This is a genomic window from Stenotrophomonas riyadhensis (genome assembly GCF_040256885.1).
Classification (GTDB): domain Bacteria; phylum Pseudomonadota; class Gammaproteobacteria; order Xanthomonadales; family Xanthomonadaceae; genus Stenotrophomonas; species Stenotrophomonas riyadhensis.
In genome coordinates, this window is record NZ_CP155568.1 from 4,227,733 (window position 1) to 4,247,564 (window position 19,832).

Genomic DNA, 19,832 nt, shown 5'->3' on the forward strand with positions numbered 1-19,832 from the left:
TCTGACCCCAGAGCCAAAAAAGAAACCCGCGCCGAAGCGCGGGTTCCGGTGTCACGACAGAATGGCGATGGATCAGCCGCGCAGCTGCTCCAGCGCGGCGTTGAAGGTCGCGCTCGGGCGCATCGCCTTGCTGGCCTTGGCCACGTCCGGGCGGTAGTAGCCGCCGATGTCCACGGCCTTGCCCTGCACCGCGATCAGTTCTTCAACGATCTTCTGCTCGTTGTCGGTCAGCGCCTTGGCCAGCGGCGCGAAGCGTGCCTTCAGTGCAGCATCTTCATTCTGCGCGGCCAGGGCCTGGGCCCAGTACAGCGCGATGTAGAAGTGGCTGCCGCGGTTGTCGATGCCACCCAGCTTGCGCGACGGCGACTTGTCGTTGTCCAGGAACTGGCCGTTGGCTTCGTCCAGCGCCTTGGCCAGCACGCGGGCTGCGGCGTTGTCGTAGCGGTTGCCCAAGTGTTCCAGCGACGCTGCCAGGGCCAAGAACTCACCCAGCGAATCCCAACGCAGGTAGTCCTCTTCAACGAACTGCTGCACGTGCTTCGGAGCCGAACCACCAGCACCGGTCTCGAACAGGCCGCCACCGGCCATCAGCGGCACGATCGACAGCATCTTGGCGCTGGTGCCCAGCTCCATGATCGGGAACAGGTCGGTCAGGTAGTCGCGCAGCACGTTGCCGGTCACCGAGATGGTGTCCTCGCCCTTGCGGATGCGGTCCAGCGAGAACGCGGTGGCTTCCACCGGCGGCAGGATGCGGATGTCCAGGCCGTTGGTGTCGTGGTCCTTCAGGTACTGCTCGACCTTGGCGATGACCTGCGCGTCGTGGGCGCGGGCGGCATCCAGCCAGAACACGGCCGGGGTGCTGCTCAGGCGGGCGCGTTCGACGGCCAGCTTCACCCAGTCCTGGATCGGCGCGTCCTTGGTCTGGCACATGCGCCAGATGTCACCGGCCTCCACGGCGTGCTCGAACACCACGGTGCCGGCGTCGTCGGTGACCTTGACCACGCCATCGGCAGCGATCTGGAAAGTCTTGTCGTGCGAGCCGTACTCTTCGGCCTTCTGCGCCATCAGGCCGACGTTCGGCACCGAACCCATGGTGGCCGGATCGAAGGCGCCGTGCGCCTTGCAGTCGTCGATGACGGCCTGGTACACGCCGGCGTAGCAGCGGTCCGGAATGACCGCCTTGGTGTCCTGCAGCTTGCCTTCGGCGTTCCACATCTTGCCGGAGTCGCGGATCATCGCCGGCATCGAGGCGTCGACGATCACGTCGCTCGGCACGTGCAGGTTGGTGATGCCCTTGTCCGAGTTGACCATGGCCACGCCCGGGCGCTGCGCGTACTCGGCAGCCAGGTCGGCTTCGATCGCCGCACGGGTGGCTTCAGGCAGCGACGGCAGGCGCGCAGCCAGGTCACCGATGCCGTTGTTGGCATCGAAACCCGCCTGCTTGAGCACGTCGGCATGCTTGGCCAGCACGTCCTTGTAGAACTCGTTGACCGCCACGCCGAACATGATCGGATCGGAGACCTTCATCATGGTCGCCTTCAGGTGCAGCGAGAACAGCACGCCCTGGGCCTTGGCATCGGCGATCTGCTCGCCGATGAAGGCGGCCAGTGCCTTGCGGCTCATGACGGCGGCGTCGACGATCTCACCCGCCTTCACTGCGGTCTTTTCCTTCAGCACGACGGTGCTGCCGTCCTTGCCGTGGAAGGTGATCTTCAGTGAACCGGCGTTGGCCAGGGTGGCCGACTTTTCGCTGCCGTAGAAATCACCGGCGGCCATGTGCGCGACGTGCGACTTCGAATCCGACGCCCAGGCGCCCATGCGGTGCGGATGCTTGCGCGCATAGTTCTTCACCGACAGCGGTGCGCGGCGGTCGGAGTTGCCTTCGCGCAGCACCGGGTTCACCGCGCTGCCCTTGACCTTGTCATAGCGCGCCTTGTAGTCGCGCTGCTGGTCGTCAGCCGGGGTTTCCGGGTAATCCGGCAGCGGATAGCCCTGGTCCTGCAGTTCCTTGATGGCCGCCTTCAGCTGCGGCACCGAGGCGGAGATGTTCGGCAGCTTGATGATGTTGGCGTCCGGGGTGGTCGCCAGCTGGCCCAGCTCGGCCAGGTCGTCGCTGACCTTCTGCGCGTCGCTGAGCAGTTCCGGGAACAGCGACAGGATGCGGCCGGACAGCGAGATGTCACGGGTTTCCACCACGATGCCGGCAGTGGCGGTGTAGGCACCAACGATCGGCAGCAGCGACTGGGTGGCCAGGAACGGTGCTTCGTCGGTCAGCGTGTAGAGGATCTTGGACATGGGGGACTTGGACTCTGTAGCAATGCTCAGGGGAAGGCCGGCACCAGCGCCGGGCCACGTGCAACCGTGTCGCGCGCGGGGCCGGGCCCCACGCTTTCCCCCGTCGCCGTCAGGGTGGGCGCGCGGCGGGGAAACCCCTGCATTGTCGCGTTTTCAGCCGCGCGGGGCAAAGCCACGCCATACGCGGCGGTACTGCACCACTGTGTTGCGCCGCTGGCTCGCTTCCGGTCTGGAAGCTGAGGCTTGATGGCTAATTCGACTTCCCGCTCGTTGAGGCACGCATGACCCACTCCGACAATCGCGGCCCCCACTCGGCATGCCTTGGACAGGTCAATGTCTGTGAGCGCTTGCTTTGCTGGAAGTTGCAGATGCGGAATCCCCCAACAACGGCGGCCAGGCTGGCGAGTTCATCAGCCGTCGCTGCAGAGCCTCGGATGTGCAGCGAACCGGCGCCAGACGATCCGGGCCGAACGTAGACGTCGTACCGGGTGGAACCTCCTTCCGCCCTTGCATACCCCGACACGACATATCCGCCGTCCGTGAAGCGCAGATCCGGCGTGCTTCCTGACGCAGGCTTTTCGGGGGCATCGCCCTCGTAGATCAAGGCGACTTCCCGATCATCGCTTCTGACGCGGTGCACGCCGAAGTCAACAGGTGCCTCGTAGGTCACGGACATGCCTGTTGGCACGCGCAGACAAGCGCCATATAGGAAGTGGTCGCAACTGTAGCTCCACAGGCTAGATTCCTGGGCCCACGAAGTGAGCAGGCACAAGAAAGCGAAGAAAACCAAAATGCGTGAAAGCATCTCAACGCTCCCGTTTTTGAACCGCCGAATCGCCTTCTACAATTCCACCGATGGTATGGCTGTCAACCACACCGGGAACCCTATTCATGATTCCGTCGCCACGTGCAGGATTGGGCAGCCCCGTCGTCTTGTCATAAAGATCATCCACACCGCCAAGATGTGACACTTCATGAGGAACAACACCCTTGTCAAATCTATCCAGGACATTGATCTCGCCCTTCTTTCCGCCCAACTCCGCGAAACTCCGTCCGCTGCGGTGGGAGGTTTCCCCGTTGACAAGCTTTATCTCATTACGGGCGGCCCGCGGAGTACTTCCGAGTATCGCCCAATAAAAAAGGACGCAGCCTCGCGGCTGCGTCCATCGTGAGCCCTGCCGGGAGAGAGTCGGCAGGACTTACTTGACCTCGAACTCCTGCGGCGTTCCGGCCGCCTTGCCATCGACGGTGACTTCGGCGCGGTACTTGCCGGCCGGCCAGCCCTTTGCATTCTTGAACGTGACGTTGGTGGTTTCCGCGCCACTGGTGTTCAGGGTGGCGTTCTGTTCGCCGGCCACCTGGCCGTCCTGGTAGGTCAGCTTCGCGCCAACAGTGACGTTGTTGGCAGCGCCGTCGGTCTTGACCGAGACGATGACGTCATCCTTCGGTGCGAACAATGCCGTCGTCGCAACCGACTTGTCGGCGGCTGCGGTCTTGCCGACGGTCACTGCCGAGACGCTGACTGCAGCGGCTTCGGCCATCGGCGGCGGTGCGCCGGTCATCGGTGCAGGTGCTGCCGGTTCGGCCGGCGCGGTCGCTGCCGGAGCGGCGTTGCTGTCGGTCGACTCTTCTTTCTTCTTGCAACCTACCAAGGCAACGCTGCCCAGCAGGGCGGCGATCAGGGCGGTCTGGAGCGGGGTGGTCTTGATCATTCGGGGTTCCTCCCAGGGATTGTCGGACGGCGTTCGATGGCCGGCTTACTTCGGCGGCAGCTTCAGGGTCTGGCCCGGGAAAATCTTGTCCGGGTCATCAAGCACATCGCGATTGGCTTCGAAGATCTTCTTCCAGGCGTTGGCATCGCCCAGATGCTGCTTGGCGATCTTCGACAGCGAGTCACCCTTCTGCACGGTATAGGTGCCGCCGCTGACAACGTCTGCGGTGCTGTCCACCGAGGCGCTGACGCCGGAGAAGTCCGCCTTCGGCACCTGCTCGGCGGTACTGTCGACACTGCCACTGACACCGGAGAAATCGGCTTTCTTCTCGGTACTCATCCACAACTCCCGTCTGCATGACTACGTGGTTCGCACGGTGCCATGGAGGTTGTTAAATGGGGATGGTGCAGATGTGAAGCCGCCCCCGGGGGCGGCTGAACAATCGGGAGAGCCGGTGCCCGGTAGTGCCGGCCGCTGGCCGGCTTGCGCTGGTCCTGGATGCGGGTTCCCTGCGGTTGCCGGCCAGCGGCCGGCACTACCCGTAACCGCCTGCGGCGGTTACTGCCGCAGTTCGCGGTAGGTCGCGGCCGGGGCAGCGATGCCGGGGCTGGCACGCCAGGGATTGATATCCAGGCCACCACGGCGGGTGTAGCGGGCCTCCACTTCCAGCCACTGCGGCTGGCAGCGGGCGGACACCTCGCTGAAGATCCGTTCAACGCACTGCTCGTGGAACTCGGCGTGCTCGCGGTAGCTGACCAGGTAGCGCAGCAGGCCCGCGCGGTCGATCTTCGGCCCACGGTAACGCAGGCTGACCGTGGCCCAGTCCGGCTGGCCGGTGACCGGGCAGTTGGACTTCAGCAGCGCCGAGACCAGGGTCTCCTCCACCACCTCGCCCGCATCGGCCGCGAGGAAGTCCGCCTGTGGCGGGCCGTAGCAGTCGATCTCCACGTCCAGCCCGTCGATGGATTCACCGAGCGGCGTCTCGCGCAGGCCCGGCAGGCCGAACTCGACCTGGACCGGCGCACCGGCGCAGGCCGACAGGTCCGCGATGATGCGCGCGCGCAGCGCTTCGGCAGTGTCGATGCGGGTACTGTTGAGGGAATTCAGGTACAGCTTGAACGACTTCGATTCGATCAGCCGCGGCGAGGTGCACGGCACCTGCACGGTGGCGACGGCGACCTGCGGCTTGCCACGCGGGTCGAGCCAGCTCAGCTCGAAGGCATGCCAGCGGTCATGGCCGACGAATGGCAGCGCGGCGTCATCGAGGCCGATCTCGGCGCGGGCACCGCTGCGGGGGATGGGAAACAGCAGGCCGGGATCGTACTGCGACGGGTAACTGACCTCGCGACCGAGGCTGGAATCCTGTGGGGTGTTCATGGGGGTCATTGTATCGCGCGGAAGGCGGGCCTTCGGCCCGGCCGGCCAACGGCGGAGCCCCTCCGTGGTGGTTCTGTTGGTTGGTCGTGGAAGGCGGTCTATCGGCTTGGCCGGGTGGGTAGGCGGGTCGGGGGACGCCGTAAACCCGTCCTTGGGGGCTTGGCCGCGGCATCCATGCCGCGGACACCCCCGCCCCGCCTACCCACCCGGCCCCTGACAGTTCCCTGCACGCGGCCACCACCACGGGAAAGATCAGAAAAATCAAAATCAAAAGCCAATCCTTCAGACATTCCGGATGTCTGCCCGTGTCGACCAAGGTCGACACCTACCAACAGCCGCGTGAACCTGTCGGGGGCAGGGCTGCAAGCCCTGCCGGAAACCCTCACCCCGCAGGAGTGCCGGCACCGTTCAAGTAATCCAGGCTCACCTGCAGCAGCGCGCGCAGTCCCACATCCAGCGCCTTCTCATCCAGCAGGAACTTCGGTGAATGATTCGCCGGTGCCGTCGCCGGGTCGATGCCCACGCTGGTCGAACCGACGAAGAAGAACATCCCCGGCACTTCCTTCGCGTACAGCGAGAAATCCTCCGCACCCATCTGCAGCGGTGGCTCGTACACGTTGTCCTTGCCCACCACTGCCTGCAGGCTCGGCAGCATCTTCGCGGTCAGCGCCGGGTCGTTCACCGTGGCCGGATTGCCCTCCGACTCGTAGATGTCCGTCACCGCCTTGGCACCGTGCGCGGCGGCGGTGTGCTCGGCCACATTGCGCAGGTCGGCGAAGATCTGCTGCCGCATGCCTTCGTCGAAGGTACGGATGGTGCCGACCATTTCCACTTCATCCGGAATGATGTTGTAGCGGATGCCCCCGTTGATCGCGCCGAAGGTCAGCACCGCCGGCTGCTTGGACAGGTTCGCGCGGCGGCTGACGATGGTCTGCGCGGTGCCGACCAGGTCAGCGGTGGCCACGATCGGATCAACACCGTTCCACGGCGCCGAGCCATGCGTCTGGCGACCGATCACCTTGATCCCGAAACGATCCGAGGCGGCCATCAGCGGGCCACCGCGCACCGCGATCTGCCCAGCCTGCACGCTGGAAAACACATGCAGGCCAAACACGGCTTCCGGCTTGAAGTCGGCGAACAGGCCTTCCTTCAGCATCAGGGCAGCACCACCCTCTTCCGGCGGCGGTGCACCCTCTTCGGCCGGCTGGAAGATCAGCATCACCTGGCCCGGCAGATCCTTCTTCATCGACACCAGTGCCTCGGCCACGCCGAGCAGGGTGGCGGTGTGCGCGTCATGGCCGCAGGCATGCATCACGCCCACGGTCTGCCCGCGGTACTGGTCGGTGGCTTTCGAGGCGAACGGCAGGCCGGTCTGTTCGGTCACCGGCAGCGCGTCCATGTCCGCGCGCAGGGCGATCTTCGGCCCGGGCTTGCCGCCTTCGATGATCGCCACCACGCCGTGGTGGGCGATGCCGGTCTTCGGCTTCAGGCCCATCGCACGCAGCCGCTTGGCGACCTCGGCCGAGGTGCGCACCTCACGGTTGGACAGTTCCGGGTGCTGGTGGAAATCGCGCCGCCATTCCACCACCTTGGCCTGCAGCCGCTGGGCGGCAGCGGTCACCTCCGGGCGCTGCCCGTCCTGGGCGTGGGCAAGAGCCGGCAAGGCCAGCAGCAGGGCGGACAGCAGCAGCGAACGGCGCATCACGATCTCCACGGCAGGGGGTTCCAGCTGAATGTAGGGCAACACCGCCGCTACGGGAACCTCCGCGGCCGGATCCGGTCTTAGCGCCCGTCCCATCCGTCATGCAGGAAACGTGATGTGGCGCAGGTATGCTTTGCGCATTGCCAACCGGGGCCGTGCCCCGTCCAGCCCTCTTGGAGTCCTTGAATGTCACGTGTTTGGAAGATCGTGCTGCTGGTCGTGGCGGTACTGGTGCTGGCCGTGGTCGGCCTGCGCGTACTCGGCGGGGGCAAGGACAAGGCCGGTAGCCCAGCGGCAGCTGCGCGCCAGGGCGGTGAAGACCCGGATGCCGGCCCGGTGCCGGTGACCGTGGTGGATGCGGCACGCCAGGACGTGCCGGTCTATGCCAGCGCGCTGGGTACGGTGACCGCAATGAACACCGTCACCGTCAGCCCGCAGGTTGGCGGCCAGCTGATGAGCCTGAATTTCCGCGAAGGCCAGGAAGTGAAGAAGGGCGATGTGCTGGCGGTGATCGACCCGCGCACCGCCCAGGCCAGCTATGACCAGGCCGTGGCCTCCAAGCGCCAGAACGAGGCGCTGCTGGCCACCGCGCGTTCCAACTACCAGCGCTCGAACGCGCCGGAGTATCGCCAGTACGTCGCCAAGACCGATCTGGATACACAGCGAAACCAAGTGGCACAGTACGAAAGCGCAGTCGCAGCGAACGAGGCCAGCATGCGCTCGGCGCAGGTGCAGCTGCAGTACACCAAGGTCACCGCACCGATCACCGGCATCGCCGGCATCCGCGCGGTCGATGCTGGCAACGTGGTCAATGCCGGCACCGCGCTGGTCACGCTGACCCAGATCCACCCGATCCACGTACTGTTCAACCTGCCCGAGCGCCAGCTTGGCGACGTGCGCCAGGCGCAGGCCGCCGGCGCGGTACCGGTGGCGGCGCTGGACCGCGCCGACTCGCACGTGCTGTCCGGTGACGGCAAGCTGGATGTGGTCGACAACCTGATCAGTGCCGACAGCGGCACGTTCAAGGCGCGCGCCCTGTTCGACAACACCGACAACGGTCTGTGGCCGGGTCAGTTCGTCAACGTGCGCATGCAGCTGCGCACGATTGCCGGCGGCGTGGTCATCCCCACCCAGGCGGTGCTGCGTGGCCCGGACGGCGAGTACGTCTACATCGTGCAGGGCGACAACACGGTAAAGATGCAGACCGTGCGCAGCGGCGTGGAAGTGGGCGACAGCCAGGTGCAGATCGCCGAAGGCCTGAAGGGCGGCGAGCGGGTGGTCAGTGAAGGCCAGTTCCGCCTGAAGCCGGGCAGCAAGGTCAACGCGCTGAAGCCGGGCGAGACCCCGGCCGCACCGACCGAGGCCGAGCTGAAGGCGGCCGAGCAGAAGAACGGTGGCGGCAGTGGCCGTCGCGGTGGTGGCCCGCGCTGAGCGCAGGCCACAGTTCTCCCTCGCGCCGGCACACCTGCCGGCGCCGACATTGAAGTGCCAGCAAGGATCAGTCCGTGGGCTTTTCGACGATCTTCATCCGCCGCCCGATCGCCACCTCGCTGCTGATGGCGGGCCTGTTGCTGCTCGGCATCCTCGGTTACCGCAAGCTGCCGGTCTCGGCGCTGCCGGAAATCGATGCCCCCAGCCTGGTGGTCACCACCCAGTATCCGGGTGCCAACGCCACCACCATGGCCTCGCTGGTCACCACGCCGCTGGAGCGCCAGTTCGGGCAGATCTCCGGGCTGGAACTGATGACCTCCGACTCGTCGGCGGGCCTGTCGACGATCATCCTGCAATTCTCGATGGACCGCGACATCGACATCGCCGCGCAGGACGTGCAGGCGGCGATCCGCCAGGCCACCCTGCCCTCGTCGCTGCCCTACCAGCCGGTCTACAACCGGGTGAATCCGGCCGACGCGGCCATCGTTACCCTGAAACTGACCTCTGACACGCGCCCGCTGCGCGACGTCAACAACTACGCCGACTCGATCCTGGCCCAGCGACTGTCGCAGGTGCAGGGCGTGGGCCTGGTCTCGATCGCCGGCAACGTGCGCCCGGCCGTGCGCATCCAGGTCAATCCGGCGCAGCTGTCGAACATGGGCCTGACCCTGGAACAGCTGCGCAGCGCACTGACCCAGGCCAACGTCAATGCGCCGAAGGGTTCGTTGAACGGCAAGACGCAGTCCTACAGCATCGGTACCAACGACCAGCTGGCCAGTGCCGCCGAGTACCGCGACACCATCATCAGCTACAAGAACGGACGTCCCATGCGTTTGTCCGACGTGGCCGAAGTGGTTGATGGCGTGGAGAACGACCAGCTGGCCGCCTGGGCCGATGGCAAGCCGGCGGTGCTGCTGGAAGTGCGCCGCCAGCCCGGCGCCAACATCGTGCAGACCGTCGAGCGCATCCGCGCGATCCTGCCGCAGCTGCAGGGCGTGCTGCCAGCCGACGTGCACCTGGAGATCTTCAACGACCGTACGGAGACCATCCGCGCCTCGGTGCATGAGGTGCAGTTCACCCTGATCCTGACCATCGGCCTGGTGGTGGCGGTGATCTTCGTGTTCCTGCGCCGCCTGTGGGCCACGATCATTCCCTCGGTGGCGGTGCCGTTGTCGCTGGCCGGCACCTTCGCGGTGATGGCCTTTGCCGGCATGTCGCTGGACAACCTCTCGCTGATGGCGCTGGTGGTGGCCACCGGCTTCGTGGTCGACGATGCGATCGTGATGATCGAGAACATCGTGCGTTACATCGAGCAGGGCAAGAGTGGCAAGGAAGCGGCCGAAATCGGTGCGCGCCAGATCGGCTTCACCGTGCTGTCGCTGACCGTTTCGCTGGTGGCGGTGTTCCTGCCGCTGCTGCTGATGCCCGGCGTCACCGGCCGCCTGTTCCACGAGTTCGCGTGGGTGCTGAGCATCGCCGTCGTGCTGTCGATGCTGATCTCGCTGACGCTGACCCCGATGATGTGCGCCTACCTGCTCAAGCCCGACGCCTTGCCCGAAGGCGAGGACGCACATGAGCGTGCGGCGGCGGCCGGCAAGCAGAACCTGTGGACGCGCACCGTCGGCCTGTACGAGCGCAGCCTGGACTGGGTGCTGGACCACCAGCGCCTGACCCTGGCCGTGGCCGGCGGCGCACTGGTGCTGACCGTGCTGCTGTACGTGCTGATTCCCAAGGGCCTGCTGCCCGAACAGGACACCGGCCTGATCACCGGCGTGGTCCAGGCTGACCAGAACATCGCCTTCCCGCAGATGGAGCAGCGCACCAAGCAGGTGGCCGAAGCGCTGCGCCAGGACCCGGACGTGACCGGCGTGTCAGCCTTCATCGGCGCGGGCAGCATGAACCCCACGCTCAACCAGGGCCAGCTGTCGATCGTGCTGAAGGAACGCGGCGAGCGCGACGGCCTGGACAAGATCCTGCCGCGCCTGCAGAAGGCCGTCGCCGGTATTCCGGGCGTGGCCCTGTACCTGAAGCCGGTCCAGGACGTGACGCTGGATACCCGCGTGGCCGCCACCGAGTACCAGTACTCGCTGTCGGACGTCGATCCGGCGACCGTGGCCACCCAGGCCACGCGCCTGACCGAAGCACTGCGCAAGCGCCCGGAACTGGCCGACGTCGACAACAACCTGTCCAACCAGGGCCGCGCGCTTGAACTGAACATCGACCGCGACAAGGCCAGCGTGCTGGGCGTGCCGATGCAGACCATCGACGACACCCTCTACGATGCGTTCGGGCAGCGCCAGATCTCGACCATCTTCACCGAGCTCAACCAGTACCGCGTGGTACTGGAAGTGGCGCCGGAGTTCCGCACCAGCACCGCGCTGATGGAACAGCTGGCCGTCGCCTCCAACGGCGCCGGTGCACTGACCGGTACCAACGCCACCAGCTTCGGCCAGGTCACCTCGTCGAACTCGTCGACCGCCACCGGCATCGGCGCGCAGAACACCGGCATCACCGTCGGCGCCGGCAACATCATCCCGCTGTCGGCCCTGGCCGAAGGCAAGGTCAGCAGCGCGCCGCTGCTGGTCAGCCACCAGCAGCAGCTGCCAGCAGTGACGGTGTCGTTCAACGTGGCGCCGGGCTATTCGCTGTCCGAAGCCGTGCGTGCGATCCAGGAGACCAAGGACAGCCTGGACATGCCCACCCACCTGCATGCCGAGTTCATCGGCAAGGCCGCCGAGTTCACCGGTAGCCAGACCGACGTGGTGTGGCTGCTGCTGGCGTCGCTGGTGGTGATCTACATCGTGCTGGGCGTGCTGTACGAGAGCTACATCCACCCGATCACGATCATCTCCACGCTGCCGCCGGCCGGTGTCGGCGCACTGCTGGCGCTGATGCTGTGCGGGCTGAGCCTGTCGGTGGACGGCATCGTCGGCATCGTGCTGCTGATCGGCATCGTCAAGAAGAACGGCATCATGATGGTCGACTTCGCGATCGAGGCGCGCCGCGCTGGTGCCAACGCGCACGAAGCGATCCGTCGTGCCTGCCTGCTGCGCTTCCGCCCGATCATGATGACCACCGCCGCGGCCATGCTCGGTGCACTGCCGCTGGCGCTGGGCACTGGCATCGGCTCGGAACTGCGCCGCCCGCTGGGCATCGCCATCGTCGGTGGCCTGCTGCTGTCGCAGCTGGTCACCCTGTACACCACGCCGGTGATCTACCTGTACATGGAGCGCTTCTCCGAGTGGCTGGCGCGCCGCCGCGAGCAGCGCGCCCTGCGTGACGGCACGCTGCAGGAGCCGCAGGCATGATCCACGCCCCGCTGCTGCGGGGGGCCGCACGATGAACCTGTCCGGCCCCTTCATCCGCCGCCCGATCGGCACCGCGCTGCTGGCCATCGGCCTGTTCATGGTCGGCCTGATCTGCTACCTGCGCCTGGGCGTGTCGGCACTGCCGAACATCGAGATCCCGGTGATCTTCGTGCACGCCAGCCAGTCCGGTGCCGATGCGGCAACCATGGCCTCCACGGTCACCGCGCCGCTGGAACGTCATCTCGGCCAGCTGCCGGGCATCGACCGCATGCGCTCGTCGAGCTCGGAAGGCAGCTCGCTGGTGTTCATGATCTTCCAGAGCGGCCACAACATCGATTCGGCCGCGCTGGACGTACAGACCGCGATCAATTCGGCGCAGGCCGACCTGCCCTCGGGCATGGGCTCGCCGATGTATCAGAAGGCGAACCCGAACGACGACCCGGTGATCGCCATCGCGCTGACTTCGCAGACGCAGTCGGCCGACGAGCTGTACAACGTCGCCGATTCGCTGCTGGCGCAGCGCATCCGCCAGATCAGCGGTGTTGCTTCGGTCGACATCGCCGGTGCCTCGACGCCGGCGGTGCGTGTGGACGTCAACCTGCGCCTGATGAACGCACTCGGCCTGACCGCCGATGACCTGCGCAACGCGGTGCGTGCGGCCAACGTGACCTCACCCACCGGCTTCCTCAGCGATGGCAACACCACCACCGCGATCATCGCCAACGATTCGGTGGCACGCGCCGCCGACTTCGCCGACCTGGTGGTCAAGACCCAGGGCGATGGCCGGGTGATCCGGCTGAAGGACATCGCCAACGTCTACGACGGCCAGCAGGATGCCTACCAGGCGGCGTGGTTCGACCACAAGCCGGCGGTGGTGATGTACGTGTTCACCCGCGCCGGCGCCAACATCGTGGAGACCGTGGACCGGGTCAAGGCACAGATCCCCGCGCTGCGCGACTACCTGCAGCCGGGCACCACGATGACACCGTACTTCGACCGTACGCCGACCATCCGCTCGTCGCTGCATGAAGTGCAGATCACTCTGCTGATCAGCCTGGCGATGGTGGTGCTGACCATGGCGCTGTTCCTGCGCCGGCTGGCACCCACGCTGATCGCCGCAGTGACCGTGCCGCTGTCGCTGGCCGGTGCCGCGCTGGTGATGTACGTGATGGGTTTCACCCTGAACAACCTGAGCCTGCTGGCGCTGGTGATCGCGATCGGCTTCGTGGTCGACGATGCGATCGTGGTGATCGAGAACATCATGCGCCACCTCGACGAAGGCATGCCGCGGATGCAGGCAGCGCTGACCGGCGCGCGCGAGATCGGCTTCACCATCGTCTCGATCACCGCCTCGCTGGTGGCGGTGTTCATCCCGCTGCTGTTCGCCAGCGGCATGATGGGCGCGTTCTTCCGCGAGTTCACCGTCACCCTGGTGGCGGCCATCGTGGTCTCGATGATCGTCTCGCTGACCCTGACCCCGGCGCTGTGCAGCCGCTTCCTCAGCGCCCACGACCACACGGCGCCGCCGTCGCGCTTCGGCCGTTGGCTGGATGCCGGCCACGAGCGCATGCTGCGCATCTACACCGTGTTCCTGGATTTCTCTCTGCGCCATGCGCTGCTGCTGTCGCTGACGCCGCTGCTGCTGATCGGTGTCACCGTGTTCCTGTTCGGTGCGGTGAAGAAGGGCGCGTTCCCGCCGCAGGACACCGGCCTGATCTGGGGCCGCGCCAACTCCAGCGCCACCGTCTCCTTCGAGGACATGGTCGCCCGCCAGCGCCGCATCACCGACATGCTGATGGCCGACCCGGCGGTGAAGACCGTGGGTGTGCGCCTGGGCAGCGGTCGCCAGGGCTCCAGCGCACAGTTCAACGTCGAGCTGAAATCACGCAAGGAAGGCCGCCGCGAAACCACCGCACATGCCCTGGCGCGACTGAGCGCCAAGGCCGACCGCTACCCCGACCTGCAGCTGCGCCTGCGCGCGATCCAGGACCTGCCCAGCAACGATGGCGGTGGCTCCAGCCAGGGCGCGCAGTACCGCATCTCGCTGCAGGGCAATGACCTGGCGTCACTGCAGGAATGGCTGCCCAAGCTGCAGGCGGAGCTGAAGAAGAACCCGAAGCTGCGCGACGTCGGCACCGATGTGGACAATGCCGGGCTGCGCCAGAACATCGAGATCGACCGTGCCAAGGCCGCCCGCCTGGGTGTTTCGGTCGGCGCCATCGACGGCGCCCTGTACGGTGCGTTCGGCCAGCGCCAGATCTCGACCATCTATTCGGACATCAACCAGTACAGCGTGGTGGTCAACGCCCTGCCCTCGCAGACCGCTACGCCGGCAGCGCTGGACGAGGTGCATGTGCGTGCGCGCAACGGCGACATGGTGCCGCTCACGGCGGTGGCCAAGCAGGTGCCGGGGCTGGCGCCTTCGCAGATCACCCATGAGAACCAGTACACGACGATGGACCTCAGCTACAACCTGGCGCCGAACGTGAGCATGGGCGAGGCCAAGGCGATCATCGACGCGACCGTGGCCGGCATGCGCATGCCCGGCGACATCCGCCTGGCTGATGACGCCGGCTTCGGCTTCAACTCCGACCCCAGCGACATGCTGATCCTGGTGTTTGCCGCGATCCTGACCGTGTACCTGGTGCTGGGCATGCTGTACGAGAGCCTGATCCACCCGGTCACCATCCTGTCCACGCTGCCGGCGGCGGGCGTGGGTGCGCTGCTGGCGTTGTTCGGCACCAATACCGAACTGTCGGTGATCTCGATGATCGCGCTGGTGCTGCTGATCGGCATCGTCAAGAAGAACGCGATCATGATGATCGACTTCGCGCTGGTGGCGCAGCGCGAGCACGGGCTGGCTCCGCGCGAAGCGGCACGCGAGGCCAGCATCGTGCGCTTCCGCCCGATCATGATGACCACGATGGTGGCGATCCTGGCTGCTGTGCCGCTGGCGATCGGCCTGGGCGAAGGGTCCGAGCTGCGGCGTCCGCTGGGTATCGCGATGATCGGCGGCCTGCTGTTCTCGCAGAGCCTGACCCTGCTCAGCACGCCGGCGCTGTACGTGATCTTCTCCTGCCTGGCCGAGCGCTGGCGCGCACGTCGCGCACGCAGGCGCGAAGCGAAGCTGCTCAAGCGCGCGCAACGGGCGTAGAAGAGCCCATCCACGCAGGGCGTGGATCTACTGGTAGCGCCGGCCGCTGGCCGGCGTTCTCCGTACAGCCAATCTGCCGGCCAGCGGCCGGCATTACCGTGGGTACGGACCGTGGGTACGGACCGTGGGTACGGACCGTGGGTACGGACCGTGGGTGCGGACCGTGGGTGCGGACCGTGGGTGCGGACCGTGGGTGCGGACCGTGGGTGCGGACCGTGGGCACGGATGGTGGGTGCGGACCGTTGGTCCGCATGCCTCCGGGTTTGACGCACGGTAACGAAAAGAGAACAATTCTCATCCAGCCATGGTCCTGCGCCCCTTCGCGGCGCCCCGCTGCCATCTCCGGCCAGCCTGCGTGATCCCAGCCACTGCCCCTTCCCCCACCCGTGGGCGGATGGCCTGTGGCCGTCCGTCGAGGACCACCATCGATGCTGCCTTCCCGTTCTCCCCGCCTGGCCCTGCTGGCCATCGCCCTGTCAGCCGCCTGCGCTGCCCATGCCGAAGCGCCGGCCGTCAGCCGTAACGCCACCGATCTGGATGCGGTGAAGGTCACCGCCGAACGCACCCATACCGACGCCGGCGCACTGGGCGACCGCGCCCTGCGCGACACTCCGTTCGCGATCACCGCTGTTGGCCGCGAGCAGATCGAGCAGCGCCAGGTGGTCTCGCTGGGCGAAGCCTTCCTGCTCGACCCTTCGGTCAGCACCCAGGTCAGCGCCTATGCCAGTGGCTGGAGCTCGCCCATCCGCAACCGCGGTCTGGAGCTGAACTACGACAGCTACCGGGTCAATGGCCTGCAGGTCTCTTCCTGGGGCACCGAATGGCCGCTGGAAGTGATGGAACAGGTCGATCTGCTGAAAGGCCCGGGCGGATTCCTGTATGGCTTCGGCACCCCCGGCGGCATCGTCAATTACATCACCAAGAAGCCGACGGACACGCCCACCTTCTCCGCCCAGCTGGGCTGGCGCGAACAAGGCATCGTCAGCGGCGGCGTCGACGTTGGCGGCCGCTTCGGCAACGAGCAGATGTTCGGCTACCGCTTCAACGCCTTCCAGGAAAAAGGCGAGACCTTCAATGGCGGACACGTCGATCGCAAGGTTGGCGCACTGTCGCTGGACGCGCGCCTGAGCGATGCGCTCACCTGGACCTTCGACGGTGTGTTCCAGTCGCGCGACCTGCGCGAGGAATCACCGCAGTACTACTTCCGTGGCCTGACCTCGTTGCCGCGGCCGATCGCCGGAGATACCGACAACAGCGTGCCCGGCACCTACTACGACACACGCTCCAGCCTGCTGTCGACCGGCTTGAACTGGCAGATCAACAGCGACTGGAAAGCCAGCCTGAGTTACGGCGTCACCACCTCGTGGAATGACGTCAACAAGATCTTCGCCTACATCGACGATCTCAACGGCGACTACGACGTCAACGTCTACGAACTGGGTGGCAAGAGCGAGTGGAAGCTGGCCCAGGCGATGCTGCAGGGCAGCTTCCGCACCGGCCCCCTTCAGCATCAGGTGGTGGCGGGCATCAGCCACCAGACCGGACTGGGCTGGGACCGCCCCTACGAGTGGAACCTGATTGGCCGCGCCAACCTGTACCAGCGCCATGCCATCCGCCACGACGCCGTTGGTTCGCGGGTGATGACCCGCGGCGACGAGACGGTGCAGCAGGCGGTGTTCGCAAGCGATACGGTGAACCTCGGCAGCGGCTGGTCGGTGCTGGCGGGCTGGCGCTACAACGACTTCGAAACCAAGGGGCGGTACCACACCTACCCGGTCACCCCGACCTACGCCGTGATGTTCAAGCCCAGCGAGGCGGTCACCCTCTACGCCAGCTACATCGAGTCGCTCGAAGCGGGCAGCCGCGTAGGCAACAGCTACATCAACGCCGGTGACGTGCTCGATCCCACCATCAGCAAGCAGTACGAGATCGGGGCCAAGGTCGAAGCGGCGCGTTGGAATGCGAACGTGGCCGCGTTCCGGCTGGAACGTGGTGCCAACATCGATGAGCTCACGCCGGCCGGCAAGCGCCTGGTGCAGGACGGCATCACGCTGTACGAAGGCATTGAAGCCAGTGCCGACCTGCACCTCAACGATGCACTGACCGTCGGCGGCGGCGTGACCTGGCTGGATCCGACCTACGACAAGCTGTCCCCGGGCAGTGCCGCACAGGAAGGCAACCGCACCGCCGGTGCTGCGCGCTGGAGCGGCGTACTGCACGCCACCTACCAGCTGCCGTGGGTAGACGGCTTGGAAACCTATGCCGCCGTGCGCTATTACGGCGGTGTCTGGTACGACGCCGACAACACCCTGAAGCTGCCTGACTACACGCTGGTGAATGCAGGCATCGGCTATCGCCTGCTGGCGTCCGGCCATCCGGTGACCCTGCGTGCCAGCGTCGAGAACCTGGCCAACCGGAAGTACTGGTCCAACGCCGGCGCCGGCCTGCCACGCACGTTCGCGGTGAGCGTGCGGTTCGACATGTAATGCCCGGCAAACCGGTAGTGCCGGCCGCCGGCCGGCTCCTCGCACCTCCGTCCGGGCGCATGAGAGCCGGCCAGCGGCCGGCACTACCGGGTATTCCCTCGCGGGCTGTCCCCTTCACCCCGTACCCGCAATAATGGTGGGAGACCCTTCCACCGAGCCTGCATGCCCGCCCGCGAATCCCGCCTCAGCCGCCTGTGGGCCCACGAAAAGGCCAGTTATGGCCTTCGGGTGTTCATCGCCCTGACCGCAGCGCTTGCCGTGTGCTGGCAGCTGGACGCGCTCACTGCCCTGCCCGGCGTGTTCCTCGGCATCATCGCCAGCGCCATCGCCGAGACCGATGACAACTGGTGGGGCCGTACCAAGGCGGTACTGCTGTCGCTGCTGTGCTTCTGCCTCGCCGCCGCCTCGGTGATCTGGCTGTTCCCCTGGCCGTGGATCTTCATCGGCGCGCTGGCGCTGTCCACCTTCGGGTTGACCCTGCTGGGTGCGCTCGGCGAGCGCTATGCGTCCATCGCCCAGGCCACGGTAACGCTGGCGATCTACACCATGATCGGGCTGGAGCAGCATGGCGCCAGCGACCTGCACAGCGCGCTGGACGCGGTCAGCCACCTGCTGGCCGGTGCGGTCTGGTACGGCCTGCTGTCGATCCTTTGGACCGCACTGTTCGCCAACCGTCCGGTACGCGAACGCGTGGCACGACTGTACGTTGAACTGGGCCGCTACCTGCAGTTGAAGGCAACACTGTTCGAGCCGGTGCGCGAGGCCGACCTGCAGCGTCGCCAGCTCGACCTGGCCGAACAGAACCGGCGCGTGGTTGGTGCATTGAATGAAGCCAAGACCGCGATCCTGGCCCGCTTCGGCCGTTCCGGGCGGCCCGGCGTGAACTCCGGCCTGTACCTGCGCCTCTATTACATGGCACAGGATTTCCACGAGCGCGCCAGCTCCTCGCACTACCCCTACGGTGCGCTGGTCGATGCCTTCTTCCACAGCGATGTGCTGTACCGCTGCCAGCGCCTGCTCGACCTGCAGGGGCAGGCCTGCGCACGGCTGGGCGAGGCGATCCGCCTGCGCCGTCCGTTCGTGTATGGCGAAAGCAACCAGCAGGCCGGGCGCGACCTGGCCGATGCGCTGGCCTACCTGCGCGACCAGCAGCGTCCGCAATGGCAGCGTCTGCTCGGATCGCTGGATCTGCTGGTGCACAACCTGCGCAGCATCGAGCGCCGCCTGCTGGATGCGGAGCGCTCCGAGGCCAGCCTGGACAACGTCGATACCCGCCTGCGCGACAGCAACCCGCACACCCTGCGCGAGATGGGCGTGCGCGTGCGCCAGCAGCTCACGCCCGGCTCGGTCCTGTTCCGCCACGGCCTGCGCATGGCATTGGCCCTGATCGCCGGCTTCGCGGCAATCCGCTTGTTCAATGCACAGAACGGCTCGTGGGTGCTGCTGACCATCGTGTTCGTGTGCCGCCCCAACTTCGGCGCGACCCGCCAGCGCCTTGCACAACGCATCGTCGGCACCGTGGCCGGCCTGGTGCTGACCTGGGCACTGCTGCAGCTGTTCCCACAGCTGCACGTACAGCTGCTGATCGCGCTGCTGTCGGCGCTGCTGTTCTTCTTCACCCGCACCGACCGCTACCTGGTGGCGTCGGCGGCAATCACGGTGATGGCCCTGACCTGCTTCAACCTGATCGGCGACGGCTTCGTGCTGATCGTGCCGCGCATGGTCGATACGCTGCTGGGTTGTGCAATCGCCGCCGCGGCCGCCTTCCTGATCCTGCCCGACTGGCAGGGCCGCCAGCTGCACCTTGTGCTGGCGCGCGTGCTGGACACCGCCGCGCGCTACCTGGATTCGGTACTGGGCCAGTACCGCAGCGGCATGCGTGACGATCTGGCCTACCGCATCGCCCGCCGCGACATGCACAACGCCGACGCCGCGCTGTCCACCGCGTTGTCGAACATGCTGCGTGAGCCCGGCCATGTGCGCCGCAATCTGGATGCCGGCTTCCACTTCCTGGCGCTGTCCAACACACTGCTCGGGCACCTGTCGGCCCTGGGTGCGCACCGCGACCAGGTGGACAGCTACGCCGGCGATCCGCTGGCGCTGGCTGCCGGTGAGCGCGTGCGCAAGGCGCTGCAGCAACTGGCGACGGCCCTGAGCGCTCGGCAGCCGGTCAGCGAGGACGACAACGACGCTGATCGCGCGGTGGCGGCCGAACTGGAACAGATCGACGAGGCGATGCCGCCGAAGCTGCAGCTGATCCGCACCCAGATGGCGCTGGTGCTGCGGATGCTGCCGAAGGTGCGGGCGGCGGCCAATGAGGCGGTACGCACGCTCACCTGACAGCCTGCCGCCGGGCATGGCCCGGCG

At 66.5% G+C, this 19,832-nt stretch carries 11 protein-coding genes; 5 read left to right on the forward strand and 6 right to left on the reverse strand.

The window, feature by feature from the left end; all coding sequences use genetic code 11:
* Positions 1 to 72: 72 nt before the first annotated feature.
* The 6 genes from SriyCCGPB3_RS19520 to SriyCCGPB3_RS19545 form a co-directional block, all read right to left on the reverse strand.
* Positions 73 to 2,295: an NADP-dependent isocitrate dehydrogenase gene (locus SriyCCGPB3_RS19520; protein WP_153854674.1), complete on the reverse strand. Its 2,223-nt coding sequence runs from the start codon at positions 2,293 to 2,295 to the stop codon at positions 73 to 75.
* Between the two features lie 806 nt (positions 2,296 to 3,101).
* Entirely contained in the window at positions 3,102 to 3,332 is a 231-nt protein-coding gene (locus SriyCCGPB3_RS19525) for a hypothetical protein (protein WP_134951482.1), read from the reverse strand.
* Positions 3,333 to 3,494: 162 nt separating this feature from the next.
* Positions 3,495 to 4,007 (reverse strand): hypothetical protein, encoded by a 513-nt coding sequence (locus SriyCCGPB3_RS19530; protein WP_032130280.1) that lies wholly within the window; start codon positions 4,005 to 4,007, stop codon positions 3,495 to 3,497.
* Between the two features lie 45 nt (positions 4,008 to 4,052).
* Complete coding sequence (locus tag SriyCCGPB3_RS19535; RefSeq protein WP_005419771.1) at positions 4,053 to 4,346, reverse strand: LysM peptidoglycan-binding domain-containing protein; 294 nt, start codon at positions 4,344 to 4,346, stop codon at positions 4,053 to 4,055.
* A 219-nt stretch (positions 4,347 to 4,565) separates the two neighbouring features.
* Positions 4,566 to 5,384, reverse strand: a complete 819-nt coding sequence (gene queF, locus SriyCCGPB3_RS19540) for an NADPH-dependent 7-cyano-7-deazaguanine reductase QueF (RefSeq protein ID WP_153854675.1) — start codon at positions 5,382 to 5,384, stop codon at positions 4,566 to 4,568.
* A 382-nt stretch (positions 5,385 to 5,766) separates the two neighbouring features.
* Positions 5,767 to 7,086: a M20 family metallopeptidase gene (locus SriyCCGPB3_RS19545; protein WP_071229371.1), complete on the reverse strand. Its 1,320-nt coding sequence runs from the start codon at positions 7,084 to 7,086 to the stop codon at positions 5,767 to 5,769.
* A gap of 186 nt (positions 7,087 to 7,272) precedes the next feature.
* Between SriyCCGPB3_RS19545 and SriyCCGPB3_RS19550 the strand changes: the two genes are divergently transcribed.
* The 5 genes from SriyCCGPB3_RS19550 (at position 7,273) to yccS (ending at position 19,805) form a co-directional block, all read left to right on the forward strand.
* On the forward strand, positions 7,273 to 8,517 hold the full coding sequence (locus SriyCCGPB3_RS19550; protein WP_350259642.1) for an efflux RND transporter periplasmic adaptor subunit: 1,245 nt from the start codon (positions 7,273 to 7,275) through the stop codon (positions 8,515 to 8,517).
* A 74-nt stretch (positions 8,518 to 8,591) separates the two neighbouring features.
* The gene (locus SriyCCGPB3_RS19555; protein ID WP_350259643.1) at positions 8,592 to 11,825 is read left to right on the forward strand and encodes an efflux RND transporter permease subunit; all 3,234 of its coding nucleotides are present in this window, start codon (positions 8,592 to 8,594) and stop codon (positions 11,823 to 11,825) included.
* A 31-nt stretch (positions 11,826 to 11,856) separates the two neighbouring features.
* Positions 11,857 to 14,979: an efflux RND transporter permease subunit gene (locus SriyCCGPB3_RS19560; protein ID WP_350259644.1), complete on the forward strand. Its 3,123-nt coding sequence runs from the start codon at positions 11,857 to 11,859 to the stop codon at positions 14,977 to 14,979.
* A gap of 428 nt (positions 14,980 to 15,407) precedes the next feature.
* Positions 15,408 to 17,465, forward strand: a complete 2,058-nt coding sequence (locus tag SriyCCGPB3_RS19565; protein WP_350259645.1) for a TonB-dependent siderophore receptor — start codon at positions 15,408 to 15,410, stop codon at positions 17,463 to 17,465.
* A 162-nt stretch (positions 17,466 to 17,627) separates the two neighbouring features.
* Positions 17,628 to 19,805, forward strand: coding sequence for a YccS family putative transporter (gene yccS, locus SriyCCGPB3_RS19570; protein ID WP_350259646.1), 2,178 nt, complete (start codon positions 17,628 to 17,630; stop codon positions 19,803 to 19,805).
* Positions 19,806 to 19,832 lie beyond the last annotated feature (27 nt).

Excerpts from the sequence above, each read along its gene's own strand:
- SriyCCGPB3_RS19535 (WP_005419771.1), bottom strand. The coding sequence starts at position 4,346 with ATGAGTACCGAGAAGAAAGCCGATTTCTCCGGTGTCAGTGGCAGTGTC.
- yccS (WP_350259646.1), top strand. The coding sequence starts at position 17,628 with ATGCCCGCCCGCGAATCCCGCCTCAGCCGCCTGTGGGCCCACGAAAAG.
- SriyCCGPB3_RS19550 (WP_350259642.1), top strand. The coding sequence starts at position 7,273 with ATGTCACGTGTTTGGAAGATCGTGCTGCTGGTCGTGGCGGTACTGGTG.
- SriyCCGPB3_RS19560 (WP_350259644.1), top strand. The coding sequence starts at position 11,857 with ATGAACCTGTCCGGCCCCTTCATCCGCCGCCCGATCGGCACCGCGCTG.
- SriyCCGPB3_RS19520 (WP_153854674.1), bottom strand. The coding sequence starts at position 2,295 with ATGTCCAAGATCCTCTACACGCTGACCGACGAAGCACCGTTCCTGGCC.
- queF (WP_153854675.1), bottom strand. The coding sequence starts at position 5,384 with ATGAACACCCCACAGGATTCCAGCCTCGGTCGCGAGGTCAGTTACCCG.
- SriyCCGPB3_RS19545 (WP_071229371.1), bottom strand. The coding sequence starts at position 7,086 with ATGCGCCGTTCGCTGCTGCTGTCCGCCCTGCTGCTGGCCTTGCCGGCT.
- SriyCCGPB3_RS19565 (WP_350259645.1), top strand. The coding sequence starts at position 15,408 with ATGCTGCCTTCCCGTTCTCCCCGCCTGGCCCTGCTGGCCATCGCCCTG.
- SriyCCGPB3_RS19530 (WP_032130280.1), bottom strand. The coding sequence starts at position 4,007 with ATGATCAAGACCACCCCGCTCCAGACCGCCCTGATCGCCGCCCTGCTG.